The organism is Klebsiella sp. 141162 (genome assembly GCF_050600755.1).
GTDB classification, from domain to species: domain Bacteria; phylum Pseudomonadota; class Gammaproteobacteria; order Enterobacterales; family Enterobacteriaceae; genus Klebsiella; species Klebsiella aerogenes.
The window spans coordinates 721,229-740,595 of sequence record NZ_JAQIRI010000002.1; the positions used below are offsets into that span (position 1 = coordinate 721,229).

Sequence of the window (19,367 nt, forward strand, 5' to 3'; positions counted from 1 at the left end):
AGTGAACAGCGCCGGCGGCATATCCGTCGGCGTCTGAGTGATAAGTTTAGTCGCTGCTATTGCGAACGGCGATTTCAGGACGCCAGTTCACGGCTTTTAGCCGCCGCACTGACTGGCCGCGGTTGACGGAACCAGGGCAAAAATAGCTGGATCAGCGGGCCGATAGCAAAGGCGTAAACCACGGTGCCAACCCCGACTTTACCGCCCAGCAGCCAGCCAATTAGCAGCACCGAGACTTCGATGGCGGTACGGATACCACGCAGCGACCAGCCGGTCCGCGCGTGCAATCCGGTCATCAGGCCATCGCGCGGTCCGGGGCCAAAACCGGCGCCGATATACATCCCGGTCGCTATCGCATTCATCACCACCGCGCCGGCTAGCAGCAGGCTACGCGCGGGCAGCGATTCCAGCGGCGGAAGTACCGCGAGCGTGGCATCGGCCGCAAGGCCCAGCACGATGACATTGCTAATGGTGCCGAGACCCGGCATCTGGCGCAGCGGGATCCACAGCAGCAGCACCGCGGCGCCGGTCACAATAATCACCGTGCCGAAACTGATATTAAGCTGTTTCGCCACCCCCAGATGAAACACATCCCACGGATCGGCCCCGAGGTTGGCATGGACGAATAACGCCGTCGACACGCCATAGAGAACCAGACCAATATAAAGTTGTAGCAAACGACGGACCATAAACACCTCAGTATGTATTGCGAACTCCCCCATCATCAGCAAAAATGGATTGGTAATTAATGGCCAGTTTTTGAAAAGTGGATCGCTATGTCAGTACGTCGTTTTGGAACACAATCGCTGGTACGCCTGCTCGGCAACTGGCAGGCCCCTTCCTCGCGCGCGCCGCTGTGGCGGCAGCTGGCGGAAGCGCTGCGTTTGTTGATCCTTGATGGACGGCTGGCGCTGGAGACCCGTTTGCCCGGCGAACGAGAACTGGCGACGGCGCTAAATGTTAGCCGCACCACTATCGCCAGCGCGCTGGGGTTATTGCGAGAAGAAGGCTATCTGCAAAGTCGCCAGGGGAGTGGTTCACGCATTGCGCTACCTGCTGGCCCTCTGCTGCCCGGTGAACAGACGCTTTCGGCGCCTTCGGTCAATCTCGCCACCGCCGCCCTCAGCGCCGGACCGGAAATTCATCAAGCCTACAGCCACGCGCTGACGCTGATGCCGCAGTATTTGTCCTATACCGGGTATGATCAGCAGGGGTTAGTCGATTTACGCACGGTGATTGCCCGCCGCTATAGCGAACGCGGACTGCCGACGCAGGCAGATGAAATCATGATCGTAAATGGCGCGCTGAGCGGATTTGCCCTGGTACTGCGTTTGTTAACCGGGCCAGGCGACCGGGTGGTGGTTGATGCTCCCTCCTATCCGATGGCAATTAACGCCATTCGCGGCGCCTCCTGCCGGCCAGTAGGCGTGGCGTTACCGGAAAAGGGCTGGGACTGCGACGGACTGGCGGCAACCATTGCGCAAACCTCGCCGCGGCTGGCCTTTATGATGCCGGATTTTCATAATCCCACCGGCCGCTGCATGGATAGCGAGACCCGGCAGCGCGTCGCCGATCTGGCCGCCAGCACGCGAACGACGCTGGTTGCCGACGAGACGATGGTGGATTTATGGTACAACGCCCCGCCGCCGCCGCCGCTGGCGGCTTTCAATCCTGAAGCGCCGATCATCACTATTGGTTCCGCGGGGAAAACGTTCTGGGGTGGACTGCGAGTTGGCTGGATCCGCGCGCCCGCGTCGACTATCGCCTCGCTCATCCAGGCGCGGGATACGCTCGATCTCGGCTCGCCGCTGCTGGAGCAGCTGGCTTGCCGTTGGCTACTGGAGAACGAAAAGGCGTTATTGCCGCAACGGCGTACGATGCTGGCCGCGCGTCGCGATATGTGCGCCGCATTAATGGCGGAATATTTTCCCCACTGGCGCTTTTGCGTCCCCGAGGGCGGGCTGTCATTTTGGGTCGAGCTGCCGGAAATGTTAGCGACGCAGTTCTCAGTACGTGCGGAGAATGCCGGTATTCATATCGGTACCGGTACGCGTTTCGGCCTGGAGGGGGCCTTCGATCGTTATTTACGTTTGCCTTTCACCCTGCCGGATACGGAATTGCGCAACGCCTTCAGCATTTTACAACCGCTGTGGCAGTCCCTTACGCAACAGAAAGAAATGACGCGAATGCGTAAAATAATATAATAAAATATCGACGGGCTGGAATCAGCCCGTCAAAAACCACCATCCATGATGAATATGAGATGTTTTATAAAATTGCAGTGCCATCTTGCCTAAGCCGCATGTCATTAAAATGACAACCGCGTAATCATTTCATTAATGCTGGCGCGGAATTGGAAAACCTTTTAGCGAAATAATAAAGCCATCGTCATCTTTTTTTATTTTTGCGCCAGTTTCACACCAGTCGGAAGCAATGCGAAAAAACTCATCACTACCGATATTCCAGTTCAGGCGCACGTGCTTAACGTACCCGGAACGCAGCAGGTCACAGGCTTCACTGTAACTGCTGGCTGTAGAGAATTGTTGTTTCATCTTTTCTTCTTCAGAAGTTTGCGTAATGCTTTGATTTCTTTAGGGGTTAACGGCGACGCTTCCTCTTCGGTATGCTGGTTATCAATATCCTCATGCGAAACCCCCGCCTCGTCTGCTGAATCAATGGCCGCCAGCGCCAATTGCAGCAGCTTCTCCGTTGCCGTGCCTAAATTCTCGTTATTGACTTCCGCATAATGACGCAGTTTATCTTTTAACTCTGCGTCAATTTTCACATTCAGAACTACTGTGGTCATGATCACGCTTCCCGTGCAATAAAATCATCATAATTAATACACGAAGTTAACATCTTGATCCAGAGATATTATTTATCCTTAATAATATCTGGTAATTCCAGGAAATAATTTGCCCATTATATATGACATGAAGATGACATTAGTATGTCATTATTATTTCACATTTATGACAATGCAAAATTAAGGAATGAAAAAGCGTCGTTTTAGTAACGTAAAACAATAAATGAAGTGAGATTGCTTATAATAGTAGCAGAGAATAAAAGCACAGCAAATGAAGGGAGATTAAATCAGGGTACCCGGAATTGGGTGGGGGCCCTGCCAGCTACATCCCGGCACACACGTCGTCTGCTCTGGCTGCTTCCTTCCGGACCTGACCTGGTAAACAGAGTAGCGTTGCGGGAGAACCAACAGAGCCCCCATTGAGAGCGTTGATAACCAACGCGCTGGCGCATTATCCCTATAGCACTCCTGAATTGCAAGCCACTCGCGTCCAGCTGCTGGTTTATTATGCAAAACGTCGGATTTCCCGGCAAATAGTGCCTTTACCCGGCCTAACGCCCCAGCAATGAGAGAGATTGCGAGCCCCATCGCGGCACAGTTTACCGCAACCCGCCATACTTGTTCGTCCTGTGTCTTTTCAACGTGTTGTCGCTACGGTAATCGCATGACTCAATCGCCACGCCCCACCACCACCTTGCCCATGCCCGCCATTGATGGCGTAACCGTCCCCTTTCACGGCATGAATTTTCTACGCCCCGAGCTGCTGCTGGATTTCGTCAGCATCAGTAGCGCGCCGCTGCTGTCGGTGACCCCCGTTGCCCTGCTCTTTTCCACGGTGGGCGTGTTGCAACACGTCGAGTTGCGTAAGCTGCCCGTTGAGGTCAAAGGCCGGGTGGTTTATCCCATCTCATCGCTCAAATACCCGACGCTGCGCGGCAAGCTCATTATCAATGCGCAATCGCAGCGGCTAAAATTCCTCGAAAGCCTGATCGCCACCAGCCCGCATGACAATATTCACGGTATGCAGATCCTCGGGCTGGCGCTGGAATTCACCGTCCCATGACGGCTGTACAGCACGCGGTCAAGCGCTTATTCTGAGCTTTTCTCGCGTGAAGGAGTGATGATGGAGGACGCCCACGACAGCTTTCCCCAGCGGGTCTGGCAGATAGTCGCCTCAATTCCGGAAGGGTATGTCACCACCTACGGCGATGTCGCTCTGCTGGCGGGTTCGCCGCGCGCGGCGCGACAGGTGGGCGGCGTGTTAAAGCGCCTACCGGAAGGCTCAACCCTGCCATGGCACCGGGTGGTGAATCGCCACGGCGATATTTCGCTGACCGGCCCCGACCTGCAGCGCCAACGTCAGGCGCTGCTGGCGGAAGGCGTCCAGGTCTCCGGCAGCGGGCATATCGACCTGCAACACTATCGCTGGGTTTATTAAGGGCAAAAAAATGCCCCTGAACAGGGGCATGAAGACGTTTATTGCGCCATCGGCGCCATATCATTAGCCACCGGCACTGGCGCATGCTGCACCGGTACCAGCACCAGATCGGCGCGGTTACCGCCCTGGGTAATCACGGTCTGTACGGTATCGGTAATAAACATCAGCTGGCCATTTACGGTGATCGCCGAACTCAGCAGGATCCGCGCGTTCGGTTTGATATCCGCCTGGTTATACGGCAGAACAAAGTTGAACGGCGCCTGCTTACCTTCTGTGCGGACCGCTTTTTGCGACAATACGCGGGCTGGCGCATCGGCAAGCGACGCATCAGACAACGTCACGGTCAGTACCGCATCCGGCGGTAACGCTACGCGTTGGCGAATATTGATAGTCCCGGAAACATTAGGCTGTTGCTGCGAGGAGCTCAGTGAGGCAATGCCGTAAGGATCGGGTGCCGTCGTCTGATGAGCGGCGTTGCTGTTCGAATTATTCGCACAGGCGGATAAGGCCGCAGCAACGGCGATAGCACTTAACATATAGGCAAATTTCATTATGTTCTCCTTTTCATCCCTTTAGTCACAGGAGTACGTCCTGCCATCACGATGGCTAAGACATTAGTATCGTGAATAAGTGTGGCACAGATCTCAGAATAATTCCCGGAAAGGGGCATTTATTCAGATTATTACACCCATCGGACCACTTGAGATTCCAGGTTATACTTGCCCTCAATATGCGCTGCATCAGCGCCGCTATCATTAATTGAGGGTATCTATGAGTCAGGCTCTAACCAATCTGCTGGCATTATTAAATCTGGAAAAAATTGAAGAAGGGCTGTTTCGCGGGCAGAGCGAAGATCTCGGCTTACGTCAGGTCTTCGGCGGTCAGGTGGTCGGTCAGGCGCTGTATGCCGCCAAAGAAACCGTGCCTGAGGGCCGCCTGATTCACTCCTTTCATAGTTACTTCCTGCGTCCTGGCGATAGCCAGAAACCTATCGTTTATGATGTTGAAGTACTACGAGACGGCAACAGCTTCAGCGCTCGCCGGGTGGCGGCTATCCAGCACGGTAAACCCATCTTTTACATGACCGCCTCGTTCCAGGCGCCGGAACCGGGCTACGAACATCAAAAAGCAATGCCCGCAGCGCCTTCGCCGGAAGGTCTGCCCTCTGAAACCGATATCGCCCGTAAGCTGGCGCATTTGTTGCCGCCGCAGGCGAAAGAGAAGTTTCTCAGCGACAAACCGCTGGAAATTCGCCCGGTAGAGTTCCATAACCCGCTGAAAGGCCACGTTGCCGAACCCACCCGCCAGGTGTGGATCCGCGCCAACGGCGTAGTGCCGGATGATATTCGTATCCACCAGTCGCTGCTGGGCTATGCATCTGATTTTAATTTCCTGCCGGTTGCGCTGCAGCCGCACGGCGTCGGCTTCCTTGAACCAGGTATGCAGGTCGCCACCATTGACCACTCAATGTGGTTCCACCGCCCGTTCAACATCAACGAATGGCTGCTGTACAGCGTCGAAAGCACCTCTGCCTCCAGCGCCCGCGGCTTTGTTCGCGGCGAATTCTATACCCAGGACGGTATTCTGGTCGCCTCGACGGTGCAGGAAGGCGTCATGCGTAACCGCAATAACTAATTCGCGACGGGCCCACAACGGGCCCGCTTACCTTTAACGGTCAAGCAATTCGCGCGCATCGGCAATAAAATCCCCCAGCAGTCCGTTGCGACTCTGCCGCCGCCAGCATAACGTGAGCGTCGTTACGGCAAAGGTCTCTTCTAACAGGCAATAACTGACTTCCGACACCAGCATGGCGCTTTGCGTCTCGGGCACCAACGTCACCCCCATCCCCATCGATACCTGGCCAATCGCCGTGGAGACATCACGCGTGTACTGAATCTTACGGGGTGTAAAACCCGCCTGCCGACAGGCGCTGATGGCTGACCACCCCAATCCGACGCCGCTGGGATCCTGCTGAATGAAAAACGTCTCTTCCGCCAGCGCCGCGAGTGGAATTGCGCGCCTGCTGGCGAGCGCATGATGGCGAGGCACCACCGCCACCAGCGGCCGGGTCGCAATATCCAGCGACTCCAGTTCATCATATTGCGCGCCTGGCGAGCGGATAAACGCCAGGTCGACCGTTTCGCTTAATAAACCGGTTATCAGGTCGTTAACGTTATGCTCTTCAATTAACAAATCGGCTTCGGGTTGGCGTTGACGATAATTTCGTATTAACACGCTCAGCGCCGGGTCAAAAATAGCCGAGCCAACGTAGCCAATTTTCAACTGCCCTTTACGCCCCTGTCGCAAACTGCGCGCATTCTCGCGAAATTTATCGCAGTGGCCGAGAATCATCCGCGCCTCGGCCAGCAAAAATTGCCCTTCGGCGGTCAGGGCGACGTTGCGTCGATCGCGAGTGAACAGCGGTAGCTCCAGCGCGCTTTCGAAACTTTTAATCTGCTGGGTCAGCGCTGGTTGCGTGATATGCAGACGCTGCGCCGCCCGGCCAAAGTGCAACTCTTCCGCCAGAACCGTAAATGCCTGTAGTTGTCGATAATCCATCACGCCCTCCCGAAAACACTGATAATAATATCTTATTAAAATAAGGGGAAATGTGATTGGACTCTTATCGGTATCTGGTGAGAATTAATAGCCATTGCCAGAAAACTGAAGGAAGCACGATGTCTGAACAACATGTAAAAGTAACCGATCTGCGTTCTGCTTTGGCACTATTAAGCCAGTACGATAATGAACTGATCTACACCGACGAACCCGTCGACCCCATTGCCGAACTCTCCGGCGTATATCGCTACGTCGGCGCCCACGGCACCGTTCAGCGCCCGACCCGCGTAGGCCCGGCGATGATCTTTAACAAGGTCAAAGGCTATGATGATGTCAGGGTGCTCATTGGCCTGCTGTGTTCGCGACAGCGCGTTGCGCGCCTGTTTGGCACCACGCCGGAAAATCTGGCGTTTATGCTCAAAGACTCCGTAGCGAATCCTATCGCGCCAATCACTATCCCGCGTGAACGAGCGGCCTGCCAGGAAGTGATGCATCTGGCAAGCGATCCTGATTTCGATATTCTCAAAATATTACCCGCGCCGACTAACACCCCGGAAGACGCCGGTCCTTACTTTACTCTCGGTATGTGCTATGCCGCGGATCCGGAAACCGGCGACCATGACGTCACCATCCACCGCCTGTGCGTACAGAGCAAAGACGAAATCTCAATGTATTTCGTACCGGGTCGTCATCTCGACACCTTCAGGCAAAAAGCCGAGGCTGCCGGGAAAGCGTTGCCCATCTCGATTAGCATCGGCGTGGATCCGGCGATTGAAATTGGCGCCTGCTTTGAACCACCGACCACTCCTCTCGGGTTTGACGAACTCTCTATCGCCGGCGCTCTGCGTAATCAGGCGGTCGAGCTCAGCGAATGCGTGAGCGTCAACGCCCGCGCCATCGCCAATGCCGAAATCGTTATTGAAGGTGAACTGCTGCCTGGCGTGCGGGTACGCGAAGACCAGAATACCAACAGCGGCAAAGCCATGCCGGAGTTCCCCGGCTACACCGGTAGCGCTCAGGCGGAAGTGCCGGTGATAAAAGTTAAAGCGATTACCCACCGCCGCCACCCGATTCTGCAAACCTGTATCGGGCCGAGCGATGAGCATACCAATCTGGCCGGGATCCCGACCGAAGCCAGCATTCTGCAAATGGTAGAGCGCGCGCTTCCAGGCTTCGTACAAAACGTCCACTGCCCCTCTCCGGGGACGGGTAAATATCTCGCCGTGCTGCAGGTGAAGAAACGCACGCCAAGCGATGAGGGCCGTCAGCGCCAGGCCGCGCTACTGGCCTTTTCCGCCTTCTCCGAGCTGAAGCACGTGATGCTGGTCGATGAGGACGTCGATGTATTCGACATCAACGACGTGATGTGGGCGATGACCACCCGCTATCAGGGCGATGTCAGCACCGTGTTTATTCCCGGCGTACGTTGCCATCCGTTGGATCCATCATCCGACCCGGCCTTCAGCCCATCGATTCGCGATAGCGGCATTGCCTGCAAAACCATTTTCGACTGCACCGTTCCGTGGAATATGAAAGCCCACTTCCAGCGCAGCCAATTTATGGAAGTGGATGTTGATCGCTTTATCCCTGGCTTCAGTAAGAAATAAATTCCACGCAAAGAAAAAGCCTCCCGGACGGGAGGCTTTGACGCTTATGGAGATTGCTCGCTTTATCAGGCGTTGTAGGCGTTTTCGCCGTGGCTGTTGACGTCCAGCCCTTCGCGCTCCTGCTCTTCCGGCACGCGCAGGCCGACGGTCATCGCCGCCACTTTGAAGCCGATATACGCGACGACGGCGGACCACACCACGGTAATGCCGATACTTTCCAGCTGTACCAGTAACTGATGCCCCATCGTTACGCCTTCCGCATAGCCGACCCCGCCAAGGGTGGTAGAGGCGAAGATGCCGGTCAGGATACAACCGATGATGCCGCACACGCCGTGAACGCCAAACACATCGCATGGGTCATCGACGCGCAGCCAGCGTTTCAGCACCGTGACGCCCCACAGCCCGGCCAGGCCGGCGATGATACCAATAATCAGCGAGCCGCCAACGCCAACGTAGCCGCACGCCGGAGTAATGCCGACCAGGCCGGCAATCGCGCCGGAGCAGGCACCCAGCAGCGACGGTTTACCGCGAGTGGCCCATTCGCCGAAGGTCCAGGCCAGAATCGCGCCAGCGGTCGCCACGACGGTATTCACGAAGGCCAGCGCGGCAATTTCGTTGGCCGCGCTTGCGGAACCGGCGTTAAAGCCGAACCAGCCAACATACAGAATCGCCGTACCGGTAAAGACCATCGGCAGGTTATGCGGTTTAAACGCTTCTTTGCCAAAGCCCACGCGTTTGCCCATCATATACGCGCCCACCAGCCCCGCCACCGCGGCGTTGATGTGCACGACGGTACCGCCGGCGAAGTCCAGCGCGCCATGGGTCGCCAGCAGGCCGCCGCCCCACACCATATGCGCAATCGGCACGTAGGAGAGCGTGAGCCAAACCACCACAAAAATCAGTACCGCGGAGAAACGAATACGTTCCGCCAGCGCGCCGACGATCAGGCCCACGGTGATACAGGCGAAAGAGCCCTGGAAAGCGACATGGATATACTGATAGAACGACCCCATTAACGCTTTCAGTTCAATATTTTTCAGCATGACCCAGTCGAAGCTGCCAAAGAAGCTACCGCCGCTTCCGAAGGCAAGCGTATAGCCATAGATAACCCACAGCACGCAAACCAGGCCAAAAGTCACAATGACCTGAGTCAGCATTGAGAGCACGTTTTTACCGCGAATCAGGCCGCCGTAGAACAACGCAATGCCGGGGATTGTCATAAACAGCACCAGCGCGGTGCAAATCATCATAAAAGCGTTGTCGGCTTTATCCGCCACCGCCGGTTCGGCCGCCAGCGCCAGTCCCGGAAGCAGCGCCAGCGCTCCCAGAGCCGTTTTCATCGTCGTTCTCATCATCTCTTCATCCCCATCGCTGTGTGGTCAGGCAATTACAGTGCCGCTTCGTCGGATTCGCCGGTACGAATACGAATCACGCGCTGCAGTTCGGCGACAAAAATTTTGCCGTCGCCAATTTTTCCGGTCCAGGCGGCCTTGCCTATCACCTCGACAACCTCGTCCAGCTGATCGTCGGCAATCGCAATATCAATTTTTACTTTTGGCAGGAAATTGACGCTGTATTCGGCGCCGCGATAGAGCTCGGCATGGCCTTTCTGGCGGCCGAAGCCTTTCACTTCCGTGACCGTCAGGCCCTGAATGCCGATGGAGGACAACGCTTCGCGAACGTCTTCCAGTTTGAATGGTTTGATTACCACGGTAACCAGCTTCATAAATCCCCTCCAGTCAGTATTTGATAGTGGCCGCTGCTAACACAGGAGATAAAGCAAGGGATATGCCAAAAATGAAAACGGGCCGTGAATCGGCCCGTTTACGGAGAAAAAAACGCGAGGATGTTACTGTCGAGACGGCAAATGACCGCTAATGCGCAAAAATGCACCAATACGGTGCGCCCTTAGTGAGCAAGTTGCACCACTTCATGTCACCCCTGCACCAATGCCTGCTGATGGTGCATCAGGCGCTCAGCGACTCCTCCTCAACGCTGGCGGCTAACTCTTCGCCAGCCAGCTGTAGCTGGTACATCTGCCAGTAGCGGCCCTTCGCCGCCAGCAATTGCTGATGGTTTCCGCGCTCGACGGCCTGGCCACGGTGCAACACCAGGATCGTATCAGCCTCGACGATAGTCGACAGACGGTGGGCGATGACGACCAGCGTGGTGTGCTCGCGCACTTTCGCCAGCGCCTGCTGGATAGCCTGCTCGGTACCGGAGTCGATATTCGCTGTCGCTTCATCGAGGATCAGCACCTGTGGCGTTTCGACCAGCACGCGAGCCAGCGCCAGCAGCTGTTTCTGGCCCACCGACAGGTTGTTGCCCTGCTCGCCCAGTTGGGTATAAATCCCGTCGCTCATTTCACGGGCAAGGTCAGCGAGCTGCACCGCCTCCAGCGCTTCCCAGACCTGCTGCTCGCTGATATCACGCCCCAGCGTCACGTTGGCATAGAAGGTATCGGCTAATACCACCGGATCCTGTTGCACCATCGCGACGCCCCGACGTAAAGCGCTGTGGCTTAACGACGACAGCGGGCGGCCATCGAGGCGAATTTCGCCTTTAGTCAACGGGTAGTAGCCCATCATCAGGCTGGCCAGCGTGCTCTTGCCGCTACCGGTATGGCCAACCAGCGCCACAAAACCGCGCGAAGGAATATCCAGATTGATATCCTGCAGCACCAGCCGGTCGTCGCGATAGGCGAAAGAGACGTTATCAATCGCCACCGCGCCGCTGCGTAACGGCGCGCTATCGCTACCCCAGCTCTGGCGCGGACGGTCCATCAGTTCAAACACGCGCTCGCCCGCCACTACCGCCTGCTGCAGCATCGACTGCTGGGTGGTAAGTTCGATCAGCGGTTCGTTCAGGCGTCCGAGGTAGCTAATGAAGGCGTATAACACGCCGACTTCGATACTTCCGGAAGCGCTAAAACCAAACAGCATCAGCAGGCCGCAGAGGATCAGCGATGAAAACAGGCTTAACAGCGGGCGCAGCAGAAAACCATCCAGACGCAGCGTCTGCATGCGCGCCAGATAGTGACCGTAGCTGGCTTCACGCATCCGCTCGCCGAATCGCGCCTGCTGGCGGAACTGCTGAATAACGCCCATCCCGTTGATGACTTCGTTGAAGCCATCATTGATATCGGCAAGCCAGGCGCGCATGCGACGCACGATCGGCGTGCTGTAGCGCTGATAGATAGCCATGACGATCAGCACCGCCGGGAAGATAGCCACCGCCACCAGCGCCATTCGCCAGTCGAGACTAAACATCGCCACCAGCATCGCGCCAATCAACGCCGCGCTGCGCAGCACTGTCGCCACAACCGTCACGTACAGGTCGCGAATCACTTCGGTGTCGTTGGTAACGCGCGAAATCAGTTGACCGACCGGTTGTGTATCAAACTCGCTGAGCGGTTGGCGCAGCGCGGCGTCCATCACATCGCTGCGCAACTGCTGCACCACGCCGACCGCCGCCCGGTTAAACAGCAGCGCCTGGTTATAGTGCAGCGTAGCGGCAAGGATCTGCAGGCAGATATAGGCCGCCGCCAGGCCGCTGACCAGCTTCACCGGCAGCGATTGTTTCGCCACCATGTTATCAATGAAATAGCTTATCAGCAGCGGGCCGCTGACTTCCGCAGCCGCCGCTATCCACATCATGATGACCGCAATGATAAGCGGCTTACGCCACGGCGAACCGTAGGCCAGCAGACGTTTAAGGGTCGGCCAGAGATGAGCGAAATTACGCATCAACCGCCTCCTCATCCTGCGGCGCATCGTCAAGCGCCGCTTCCAGTTGCTGATAGCGATACATATCGCGATACCATCCCGTCTGGACGACAAGCTGCTCGTGGCGGCCGCGCTGCGCGATATGGCCGTGTTGCAAAACCAAAATTTCACTGGCTTCGGTTAATGCTGAGAGGCGATGGGCGCTGATGATCACCGTCCGCCCCTCCCCCCACTGGCGCAGGTTATGCAAAATATCATGCTCCGTCCGTCCATCAACCGCCGACAGCGCGTCATCGAGGATCAGGATTTCCGCCTCCAGCAGCAGCGCGCGGGCAATGGAAATACGTTGTTTCTGACCGCCAGAGAGCATTACCCCGCGCTCGCCGACTTCCGTTTCATAGCCCTGCGGCAGGCGCAGAATATCATCATGCACGCTGGCCAGCCGCGCGACGCGCTCGATTTGCTCCCGGCTCGCGTCCGGTTTACCCAACGCAATGTTATTCGCTACGGTATCGGAGAACAGGAATGGGGTTTGATTGACCACCGCCAGTCGCCCTCGCCAGCTATCAAGCTGCAGGCGGGTCAGCGGAATATCATGGAAACGGATATCCCCCTCGGTGACATCAAAATGGCGCTGGATAAGGGAAAGAATGGTGCTTTTCCCGGCTCCCGTCGGACCGCAGATACCGAGCATCTGCCCCGGCCGCAGAGTGAAGTTAACCTTCTCCAGCGACGGTTTCGCCGCCTGCGGATAGATAAATTCACGTACCGCCACGTTAAGCGAACCGCGCCCCTCCGGCACCGTTTCGGTGCCATCGTTGACCACCGGCGCTTCTTCCAGCATCGAACGAATACGTCCGTAGGCGGCGCTACCGCGCTCAACGATATTAAACATCCACGCCAGCGCCAGCATTGGCCAAATCATCAGGCCAAGGTACATGACAAAACTGGTTAACTGGCCAAGGGTCAGCTCGCCCTGCAACACCAGCCAACTGCCGCCGCCGATTGCCAGCAGGTTGGCCGCGCCAATGGCAATATAAATTGTCGGGTCGAAGCGGGCATCAATACGCGCGACCCGCATGTTCTTCGCCCCGGTATCCGCCGCATCGGCGGCAAACTGCGCCGACTGACGATCCTCAAGGCCGAACGCTTTAATCATACGTATGCTGGTCAGGCTTTCCTGCGTGCGATCGTTAAGGCTGGAAAAAGCCGCCTGTGCCACACGAAAGCGCTCATGCAGGGCATCGCCATTACGCTTGATAGCCAGCGCCATAAACGGCATCGGCACCAGCGCCAGTAGCGTTAGCTGCCAGCTGATTTGCGTCGACATCACAATCAGCACCGCGCAACCCATCACCAGTGAGTCCACCAGCGTCAGGACCCCCTCGCCGGCTGCGAAGACGACGCGGTCAACATCGTTGGTCGCGCGGGCAATAAGATCGCCGGTACGGTGACGCAGATAGAAGGCCGGATGCTGGCGGCTGAGCTGACGATAGAAGTCTTCACGCAGTTCAACGGCCAGTTGATAAGAGGCGCCGAATAGCAGCACGCGCCAGACATAGCGCAGCAGATAAATCATCACCGCGATAACGACCAGCGCGCCGATCCACATCCACACCTGCTCTGCGGTGTAATGTTCTTTAGTCACGCCGTCGACCACAATCCCCACTACTTTCGGCGGGATTAGCTGGAGTACGGCAATAACGGCAAGCAGAGCGACGGCGCCGAGATAGCGGCGCCACTCCCGGCGAAAGTACCAGCTAAGTTGAGCAAATAATCGCAAACGGTAAAATCCTGAATGTATAATTCGTGGCGGCAAAAAGCCGTTAATCAATAGGTAAGGCCGTGGTGTATTTTATCTGTTCCATGGCAAAACTCGAAGTGACATCCGACAGCCCCGGCACGCTGTTCACCAGACGTTTATAAAAGTCGTCATAGCGCTTCATATCCGCGACCTGCACCCGTAGCAGGTAATCGTACTCGCCAGCCATACGCCAGAAACCCAGTACTTCCGCCATTTGCGACACTTCGCTAACAAAGCGGCAGTACCAGTCACTGCTGTGATGCTGGGTTTTTATCAAAACGAAGGCGGTTAGACCGAGCCCCAGCTTTTCCGCATCCAGAATGGCCACGCGCTCGCGCAGGATACCTTCGTCCTCAAGGCGCTTGAGCCGTTTCCAGCAGGGCGTGGTGGTCAGATTAACGGCATCCGCCAGCGCCTGCAAAGAGAGGGTGCAGTCAGTTTGCAGCAACGACAGCAGCTTACGGTCAATTTTATCTAACATAAGGCCACCAGAGAGAATAATTTACTCCCGTAATTGTAATTGAAAGGCCAAATAGCAACAATTTTTCCCGCACAATCCGCTAAGCTGGGCACAAAATGACAAACAGGAATCCGAGATGAACAGCGCCTGGGTAAAACATGCCATTAGTGAAATTAACGCCGACTACCAGCGTTCCGCCGATACACACCTGATCCGCCTGACGTTGCCTGGTTTTCCGGATATCCCTATTTATCTGAAAGATGAAAGTACGCATCCAACCGGTAGCCTCAAGCATCGTCTGGCGCGTTCGCTGTTTCTCTACGGACTGTGCAACGGATGGATCAAAGAAGGCACCACGATTATCGAATCGTCTTCGGGTTCGACGGCGGTCTCAGAAGCCTATTTCGCTCGCCTGCTGGGCCTGCCGTTTATTGCCGTGATGCCCTCCTGCACCGCGAAACGTAAAATCGAACAGATTGAATTTTATGGCGGACGCTGTCATTTCGTCGACAACGCCTGCGAAATTTACGCCGCTTCTGAAATGCTAGCGCGCGAGTTGAATGGCCACTATATGGATCAGTTCACTTTCGCCGAGCGCGCCACCGACTGGCGCGGCAATAACAATATTGCCGACAGCATTTTCCGCCAGATGACCCACGAGCCGCACCCGCAGCCGTCGTGGATCGTCATGAGCGCCGGTACCGGCGGGACTTCTGCGACCATTGGCCGCTATATTCGCTGTCAGGGCTACGAGACGCAACTGATGGTGGTCGACCCGCAGAATTCGGTGTTCCTCGATTACTGGCAGAGCCGCGACGCCAGCCTGCGTAGCCCGGTCGGTAGCAAAATTGAAGGTATTGGCCGCCCGCGCGTCGAACCCTCGTTTATTCCCGACGTCGTCGATGAAATGTTGCGCGTGCCGGATGCCGCCAGCGTCGCCACTGCCCTGTGGCTGGAAACCCAGCTTGGAAGAAAAGTCGGCGCCTCCACCGGCACCAATATGTGGGGCGTACTGCAGCTGGCCGCACGGATGCGCGATGAAGGACGTACGGGCTCTATCGTCACCCTGTTGTGCGACAGCGGCGAACGTTACCTCGAAAGCTATTATAACCCGCAGTGGGTCGCGGCGAATATCGGCGATATTACCCCGTGGCAGACGCAGATTATGCAACTGAGCGGCGCGCAATAAAAAAAGCCGGATAGAACGCTATCCGGCTTGCTGGTAGGGTCTCTCTATTCGGGGGAATAAGGAAGATCAGGATTATCCAGCCAATGTGTTAAAAAGTGGGAAACCGCCTGATGACGGCAGTCGCCGATGATCGGTAGATGCGGCAGTTCAGCTTTGAGCTGCGGCATCGCGTTACCCATAATGAATCCTCGCCCTACGCTACCAAGCATCTCGCGATCGTTCATTGCATCGCCAAATGCCATGCAGTCCTGCAACGAGAAACCTAAGTGCTGGCTCAGCACCGCCAGCGCCGTGCCTTTATTACAGCCGACCGGCAGTACCTCCAGACAATCCATCGCCGAAAAGCAAATAAACGCGCGAGCGCCTAACGCTTCATTTAGCTGGATCCGCAGACGGCGCAGATCGTCATGATCGCCGCAGAAACAGATCTTGGTGACGTGGTGCGCCGGCATCCGTTTCGGATCGCGCAGTTGATAATGAAAGCCGCTGAAGGCGTGAGCTCGGAGCAGTTCCGGCCTTGCCTGGCCGGTAAACCAGCCGCCGTCGTTAAAAACGTGCATGCTGGCCTGAGTATCCCACACGCTATGCAGCACCTCTTCCGCCACTTCAGGGTTCAAATCCTGACGGTACAGCTCGTCGCCTTCCAGTGAATGGATGCGCGTACCGTTGCCGGTAATCAGAAAAGCATCAAGGGAAAACTCGCCGATCAGATGGCGCATTTCCAGAGCATGGCGACCGGTGGCGAAAGTCAGGGCGATATCGCGTTCACGCAACCGTCTCAGCGCCGTGAGGGTCAGTTCTCCGAGACGATGGTCCGGCATCAGCAGGGTGCCGTCCATATCAAATGCCGCCAGTTTTGCCATGGTATTTTCCCCGATGTGTGATGGGTTTCGCTTGTGTTGCAGTATCGCCTGAGATATACGGAAGTAATAGTGAATAGATATTTTTTATTGTTCCGGGTTTTCCGCAAATGAGATTATTAAACCGTTTAAATCAGTACCAGCGGCTATGGCAGCCGTCGTCCGGCGCGCCGCAGCAGGTGACCGTCGGCGAACTGGCGGAGCGCTGTTTTTGTAGCGAGCGCCATATCCGTACGCTGTTACGCCAGGCCCAGGAGGCCGGTTGGTTAAGCTGGCAGGCCAGCTCCGGGCGCGGCAAGCGCGGAATGCTTTGTTTTCACAAAACTCCGGAAAGCCTGCGTAACGAGATGATGGAACAGGCGCTGAATAAGGGTCAGCAGCAAAACGCGCTGGAGCTGGCGCAGTTGGCGCCGGTTGAGCTGAAAGCGTTGCTGCACCCCTTCCTCGGCGGCCAGTGGCAAAACAATACCCCGACGCTGCGTATCCCTTATTATCGGCCGCTGGAACCGCTGCGCCCCGGTTTTCTTCCCGGTCGTGCGGAACAACATTTGGCCGGGCAGATCTATTCCGGCCTGACGCGTTTCGACGATAGCGATAATACGCCGGTGGGCGATCTGGCGCACCACTGGCAGGTATCACCCGATGGATTACGGTGGCACTTTTATATCCGCTCGACCCTGTGCTGGCATAACGGCGATACCGTGGAAACCTCACAGCTGCGGCAAAGACTACTGTTGCTACTGGAACTGCCGGCTCTCCGCACCCTTTTTGCCAGCATTAGCCGCATCGATGTCACCCACGCCCAGTGTTTGACGATTACGCTGCATCGCCCGGACTACTGGCTACCGTTCCGTTTAGCCAGCTATTGCAGCGTGCTGGCGCATCCTGACGATCCGGCAATCGGCAGCGGCCCGTTCCGATTGAAACTTTTTGGCCCGGATCTGGTTCGTCTGGAAAACCATCCCCGCTACCATTTACAGCATCCGCTGATCCAGGCGGTAGAATACTGGATCACGCCGCAGCTATTCGAAAGCGATCTCGGCACCAGCTGTCGCCATCCGGTACAGATCACCATCGGCGATCCTGAGGAGCTCAATAATCTGCGCCAGGTGAGCAATAGCATCAGCCTCGGTTTCTGCTATTTGACCCTGCGTCAGAGTCCACGTCTCAGTAAAGCGCAGGCCCAGCGGCTGATTTCGATTATCCACCGCTCGTCGTTGCTGGAAACGCTACCGCTGGACGAAGATCTGATCACGCCGAGCCATGAGGTACTGCCCGGCTGGTCCATTCCTCAGGGCCCGGAAAACCATGAGGTGCCGCTGCCTCGCCAGCTTACCCTGCTCTATCATTTGCCGGTCGAATTACACACTATGGCTGAGCAGCTGAAACGGCGCCTCGCCTCTCTCGGCTGCGAACTGACGCTCATTTTTCACGACGCCAAAAATTGGGACGGCTGCCGATATCTGGCACAGGCCGATATGATGATGGGCGATCGCCTGATTGGCGAAGCGCCGGAATATACCCTTGAACAGTGGCTACGCTGCGACACGCTATGGCCTAATTTGCTGACCGGGGCGCAATATGCGCACCTGCAGGCAACATTAGATGCCGTGCAGGCGCAGCCCGAAGCGCGTAGCCGCAACGATGCCCTGCGCAACGTCTTCAATACGCTGATGGATGACGCCATCATGACGCCGTTATTCAAATACAATTACCGCATCAGCGCACCGCCGGGTGTTAACGGCCTGCGCCTCAATGCCCGAGGCTGGTTCGACTTCGCCAGCGCCTGGCTACCGGCATCATCGGCGTGAGAGAGCTGGTCGCCGCGAGCGTCTGACGGTACCATATCGCTCTCACTTATTTAGTCAGGAATTGCTATGAAACGCGCCGTAGTGGTCTTCAGCGGAGGACAAGACTCAACAACCTGCCTGGTGCAGGCACTGGAACAGTATGACGAAGTGCATTGCGTCACTTTTGATTATGGCCAACGCCACCGCGCCGAGATTGACGTGGCTCGCGAGCTGGCGCTAAAACTGGGCGCGGTGGCGCATAAAGTGCTGGACGTTACGCTGCTTAACGAACTGGCGGTGAGCAGCCTGACGCGCGATAGCATTCCGGTACCGGATTACGAGCCGGATGCCGATGGTATTCCGAATACCTTCGTTCCAGGTCGCAATATTCTGTTTTTAACCCTGACGGCGATCTACGCCTATCAGGTTAAGGCTGAAGCAATTATTACCGGCGTTTGCGAGACCGACTTCTCCGGTTACCCGGACTGCCGCGACGAATTTGTTAAAGCGCTGCACCACGCGGTTAGCCTTGGCATGGCAAAAGATATACGTTTTGAAACGCCGCTGATGTGGCTCAACAAAGCCGAAACCTGGGCGCTGGCCGATTATTGGGGCCAGTTGGATCTGGTTCGCCGCGAAACGCTCACCTGCTATAACGGCATCAAGGGCGACGGCTGCGGCCAGTGTGCGGCCTGCAACCTGCGCGCCAACGGCCTGAATCAATATCTGGGCGATAAGGCCGGCGTGATGGCGGTCATGAAGCAAAAAACCGGTCTGGGCCAGGGGCACGAAGCTTAAGTTCAACCTCCCCGGTGGCGCTTCGCTTACCGGGGCTACGAATTCACAACATCCCACCAGCCGGTAGCCCGGAAAAGGCGCGTCAGGCGCCGCCTCCGGGAATCGATTGGCACGAAGCCTGAGTTCAACCTCCCCGGTGGCGCTTCGCTTACCGGGGCTACGGGTTCACCGCGTCCCACCAGCCGGTAGCCCGGAAAAGGCGCGTCAGGCGCCGCCTCCGGGAATCGATTGGCACGAAGCCTGAGTTCAACCTCCCCGGTGGCGCTTCGCTTACCGGGGCTACGGGTTCACCGCGTCCCACCAGCCGGTAGCCCGGAAAAGGCGCGTCAGG

The 19,367-nt window shown here is 56.7% G+C and carries 19 protein-coding genes and 1 other RNA gene; 8 read left to right on the plus strand and 12 right to left on the minus strand.

Features of this window, described 5'->3' with window-relative positions; genetic code table 11:
- Window positions 1–74: 74 nt before the first annotated feature.
- Window positions 75–689, minus strand: a complete 615-nt coding sequence (locus PGR23_RS11000; protein ID WP_045393554.1) for a YczE/YyaS/YitT family protein — start codon at window positions 687–689, stop codon at window positions 75–77.
- A gap of 87 nt (window positions 690–776) precedes the next feature.
- Here PGR23_RS11000 and PGR23_RS11005 point away from each other — a divergent pair, with 87 nt between their 5' ends.
- The gene (locus PGR23_RS11005) at window positions 777–2,204 is read left to right on the plus strand and encodes a PLP-dependent aminotransferase family protein (protein ID WP_047078644.1); all 1,428 of its coding nucleotides are present in this window, start codon (window positions 777–779) and stop codon (window positions 2,202–2,204) included.
- A gap of 132 nt (window positions 2,205–2,336) precedes the next feature.
- Here the strand turns inward: PGR23_RS11005 and PGR23_RS11010 are convergent, their stop codons facing one another.
- The 3 genes from PGR23_RS11010 to ffs form a co-directional block, all read right to left on the minus strand.
- Window positions 2,337–2,552 carry a hypothetical protein gene (locus PGR23_RS11010; RefSeq protein WP_015367928.1) on the minus strand — a complete coding sequence of 72 codons (216 nt, stop codon included), beginning with the start codon at window positions 2,550–2,552 and terminating at the stop codon, window positions 2,337–2,339.
- Entirely contained in the window at window positions 2,549–2,806 is a 258-nt protein-coding gene (locus PGR23_RS11015) for a hypothetical protein (RefSeq protein ID WP_015367929.1), read from the minus strand. The genes PGR23_RS11010 and PGR23_RS11015 overlap by 4 nt, the downstream gene beginning before the upstream one ends.
- Before the next feature lie 313 nt (window positions 2,807–3,119).
- Window positions 3,120–3,216, minus strand: an RNA gene (ffs, locus tag PGR23_RS11020) — signal recognition particle sRNA small type.
- Between the two features lie 254 nt (window positions 3,217–3,470).
- Here ffs and PGR23_RS11025 point away from each other — a divergent pair.
- Together PGR23_RS11025 and PGR23_RS11030 are read left to right on the plus strand one after the other, a co-directional pair.
- Complete coding sequence (locus PGR23_RS11025) at window positions 3,471–3,869, plus strand: dTDP-glucose pyrophosphorylase (protein WP_320482310.1); 399 nt, start codon at window positions 3,471–3,473, stop codon at window positions 3,867–3,869.
- A gap of 60 nt (window positions 3,870–3,929) precedes the next feature.
- The gene (locus PGR23_RS11030; RefSeq protein WP_015367931.1) at window positions 3,930–4,244 is read left to right on the plus strand and encodes an MGMT family protein; all 315 of its coding nucleotides are present in this window, start codon (window positions 3,930–3,932) and stop codon (window positions 4,242–4,244) included.
- Window positions 4,245–4,282: 38 nt separating this feature from the next.
- On the opposite strand, the gene PGR23_RS11035 is transcribed toward PGR23_RS11030, so the two are convergent.
- Window positions 4,283–4,795, minus strand: a complete 513-nt coding sequence (locus tag PGR23_RS11035; RefSeq protein WP_047047039.1) for a YbaY family lipoprotein — start codon at window positions 4,793–4,795, stop codon at window positions 4,283–4,285.
- A 220-nt stretch (window positions 4,796–5,015) separates the two neighbouring features.
- On the opposite strand from PGR23_RS11035, the gene tesB reads away from it, so the two are divergent.
- Window positions 5,016–5,879, plus strand: a complete 864-nt coding sequence (tesB, locus tag PGR23_RS11040) for an acyl-CoA thioesterase II (protein WP_047047036.1) — start codon at window positions 5,016–5,018, stop codon at window positions 5,877–5,879.
- Window positions 5,880–5,912: 33 nt separating this feature from the next.
- Here tesB and PGR23_RS11045 read toward each other — a convergent pair whose 3' ends face one another.
- The gene (locus tag PGR23_RS11045) at window positions 5,913–6,803 is read right to left on the minus strand and encodes a LysR substrate-binding domain-containing protein (protein WP_047078645.1); all 891 of its coding nucleotides are present in this window, start codon (window positions 6,801–6,803) and stop codon (window positions 5,913–5,915) included.
- Window positions 6,804–6,922: 119 nt separating this feature from the next.
- Here PGR23_RS11045 and PGR23_RS11050 point away from each other — a divergent pair, with 119 nt between their 5' ends.
- On the plus strand, window positions 6,923–8,410 hold the full coding sequence (locus PGR23_RS11050) for a UbiD family decarboxylase (RefSeq protein WP_047047029.1): 1,488 nt from the start codon (window positions 6,923–6,925) through the stop codon (window positions 8,408–8,410).
- A gap of 65 nt (window positions 8,411–8,475) precedes the next feature.
- On the opposite strand, the gene amtB is transcribed toward PGR23_RS11050, so the two are convergent.
- The 5 genes from amtB to PGR23_RS11075 form a co-directional block, all read right to left on the minus strand.
- Window positions 8,476–9,765, minus strand: a complete 1,290-nt coding sequence (gene amtB / locus PGR23_RS11055) for an ammonium transporter AmtB (protein ID WP_045393574.1) — start codon at window positions 9,763–9,765, stop codon at window positions 8,476–8,478.
- 32 nt (window positions 9,766–9,797) lie between these two features.
- Entirely contained in the window at window positions 9,798–10,136 is a 339-nt protein-coding gene (gene glnK, locus PGR23_RS11060) for a P-II family nitrogen regulator (RefSeq protein WP_015367937.1), read from the minus strand.
- 241 nt (window positions 10,137–10,377) lie between these two features.
- Window positions 10,378–12,156: a SmdB family multidrug efflux ABC transporter permease/ATP-binding protein gene (locus PGR23_RS11065; RefSeq protein WP_045393576.1), complete on the minus strand. Its 1,779-nt coding sequence runs from the start codon at window positions 12,154–12,156 to the stop codon at window positions 10,378–10,380.
- The gene (locus PGR23_RS11070; protein WP_289577443.1) at window positions 12,149–13,918 is read right to left on the minus strand and encodes a SmdA family multidrug ABC transporter permease/ATP-binding protein; all 1,770 of its coding nucleotides are present in this window, start codon (window positions 13,916–13,918) and stop codon (window positions 12,149–12,151) included. Before PGR23_RS11070 ends, PGR23_RS11065 begins: the two co-directional genes overlap by 8 nt.
- Before the next feature lie 43 nt (window positions 13,919–13,961).
- Window positions 13,962–14,420: an Lrp/AsnC family transcriptional regulator gene (locus PGR23_RS11075; RefSeq protein WP_015367940.1), complete on the minus strand. Its 459-nt coding sequence runs from the start codon at window positions 14,418–14,420 to the stop codon at window positions 13,962–13,964.
- Window positions 14,421–14,535: 115 nt separating this feature from the next.
- On the opposite strand from PGR23_RS11075, the gene PGR23_RS11080 reads away from it, so the two are divergent.
- On the plus strand, window positions 14,536–15,588 hold the full coding sequence (locus PGR23_RS11080) for a PLP-dependent cysteine synthase family protein (RefSeq protein WP_047047024.1): 1,053 nt from the start codon (window positions 14,536–14,538) through the stop codon (window positions 15,586–15,588).
- 44 nt (window positions 15,589–15,632) lie between these two features.
- On the opposite strand, the gene cof is transcribed toward PGR23_RS11080, so the two are convergent.
- Window positions 15,633–16,451: an HMP-PP phosphatase gene (gene cof / locus PGR23_RS11085; RefSeq protein WP_047047021.1), complete on the minus strand. Its 819-nt coding sequence runs from the start codon at window positions 16,449–16,451 to the stop codon at window positions 15,633–15,635.
- Between the two features lie 107 nt (window positions 16,452–16,558).
- Here cof and PGR23_RS11090 point away from each other — a divergent pair, with 107 nt between their 5' ends.
- Window positions 16,559–18,259: an SgrR family transcriptional regulator gene (locus tag PGR23_RS11090; RefSeq protein ID WP_045393586.1), complete on the plus strand. Its 1,701-nt coding sequence runs from the start codon at window positions 16,559–16,561 to the stop codon at window positions 18,257–18,259.
- Window positions 18,260–18,325: 66 nt separating this feature from the next.
- On the plus strand, window positions 18,326–19,036 hold the full coding sequence (gene queC, locus PGR23_RS11095) for a 7-cyano-7-deazaguanine synthase QueC (RefSeq protein WP_020079468.1): 711 nt from the start codon (window positions 18,326–18,328) through the stop codon (window positions 19,034–19,036).
- The last annotated feature ends 331 nt before the right edge of the window (window positions 19,037–19,367 follow it).

Excerpts from the sequence above, each read along its gene's own strand:
- PGR23_RS11000 (WP_045393554.1), bottom strand. The coding sequence starts at position 689 with ATGGTCCGTCGTTTGCTACAACTTTATATTGGTCTGGTTCTCTATGGC.
- PGR23_RS11005 (WP_047078644.1), top strand. The coding sequence starts at position 777 with ATGTCAGTACGTCGTTTTGGAACACAATCGCTGGTACGCCTGCTCGGC.
- PGR23_RS11010 (WP_015367928.1), bottom strand. The coding sequence starts at position 2,552 with ATGAAACAACAATTCTCTACAGCCAGCAGTTACAGTGAAGCCTGTGAC.
- PGR23_RS11015 (WP_015367929.1), bottom strand. The coding sequence starts at position 2,806 with ATGACCACAGTAGTTCTGAATGTGAAAATTGACGCAGAGTTAAAAGAT.
- PGR23_RS11025 (WP_320482310.1), top strand. The coding sequence starts at position 3,471 with ATGACTCAATCGCCACGCCCCACCACCACCTTGCCCATGCCCGCCATT.
- PGR23_RS11030 (WP_015367931.1), top strand. The coding sequence starts at position 3,930 with ATGGAGGACGCCCACGACAGCTTTCCCCAGCGGGTCTGGCAGATAGTC.
- PGR23_RS11035 (WP_047047039.1), bottom strand. The coding sequence starts at position 4,795 with ATGAAATTTGCCTATATGTTAAGTGCTATCGCCGTTGCTGCGGCCTTA.
- tesB (WP_047047036.1), top strand. The coding sequence starts at position 5,016 with ATGAGTCAGGCTCTAACCAATCTGCTGGCATTATTAAATCTGGAAAAA.
- PGR23_RS11045 (WP_047078645.1), bottom strand. The coding sequence starts at position 6,803 with ATGGATTATCGACAACTACAGGCATTTACGGTTCTGGCGGAAGAGTTG.
- PGR23_RS11050 (WP_047047029.1), top strand. The coding sequence starts at position 6,923 with ATGTCTGAACAACATGTAAAAGTAACCGATCTGCGTTCTGCTTTGGCA.
- amtB (WP_045393574.1), bottom strand. The coding sequence starts at position 9,765 with ATGATGAGAACGACGATGAAAACGGCTCTGGGAGCGCTGGCGCTGCTT.
- glnK (WP_015367937.1), bottom strand. The coding sequence starts at position 10,136 with ATGAAGCTGGTTACCGTGGTAATCAAACCATTCAAACTGGAAGACGTT.
- PGR23_RS11065 (WP_045393576.1), bottom strand. The coding sequence starts at position 12,156 with ATGCGTAATTTCGCTCATCTCTGGCCGACCCTTAAACGTCTGCTGGCC.
- PGR23_RS11075 (WP_015367940.1), bottom strand. The coding sequence starts at position 14,420 with ATGTTAGATAAAATTGACCGTAAGCTGCTGTCGTTGCTGCAAACTGAC.
- PGR23_RS11080 (WP_047047024.1), top strand. The coding sequence starts at position 14,536 with ATGAACAGCGCCTGGGTAAAACATGCCATTAGTGAAATTAACGCCGAC.
- cof (WP_047047021.1), bottom strand. The coding sequence starts at position 16,451 with ATGGCAAAACTGGCGGCATTTGATATGGACGGCACCCTGCTGATGCCG.
- PGR23_RS11090 (WP_045393586.1), top strand. The coding sequence starts at position 16,559 with ATGAGATTATTAAACCGTTTAAATCAGTACCAGCGGCTATGGCAGCCG.
- queC (WP_020079468.1), top strand. The coding sequence starts at position 18,326 with ATGAAACGCGCCGTAGTGGTCTTCAGCGGAGGACAAGACTCAACAACC.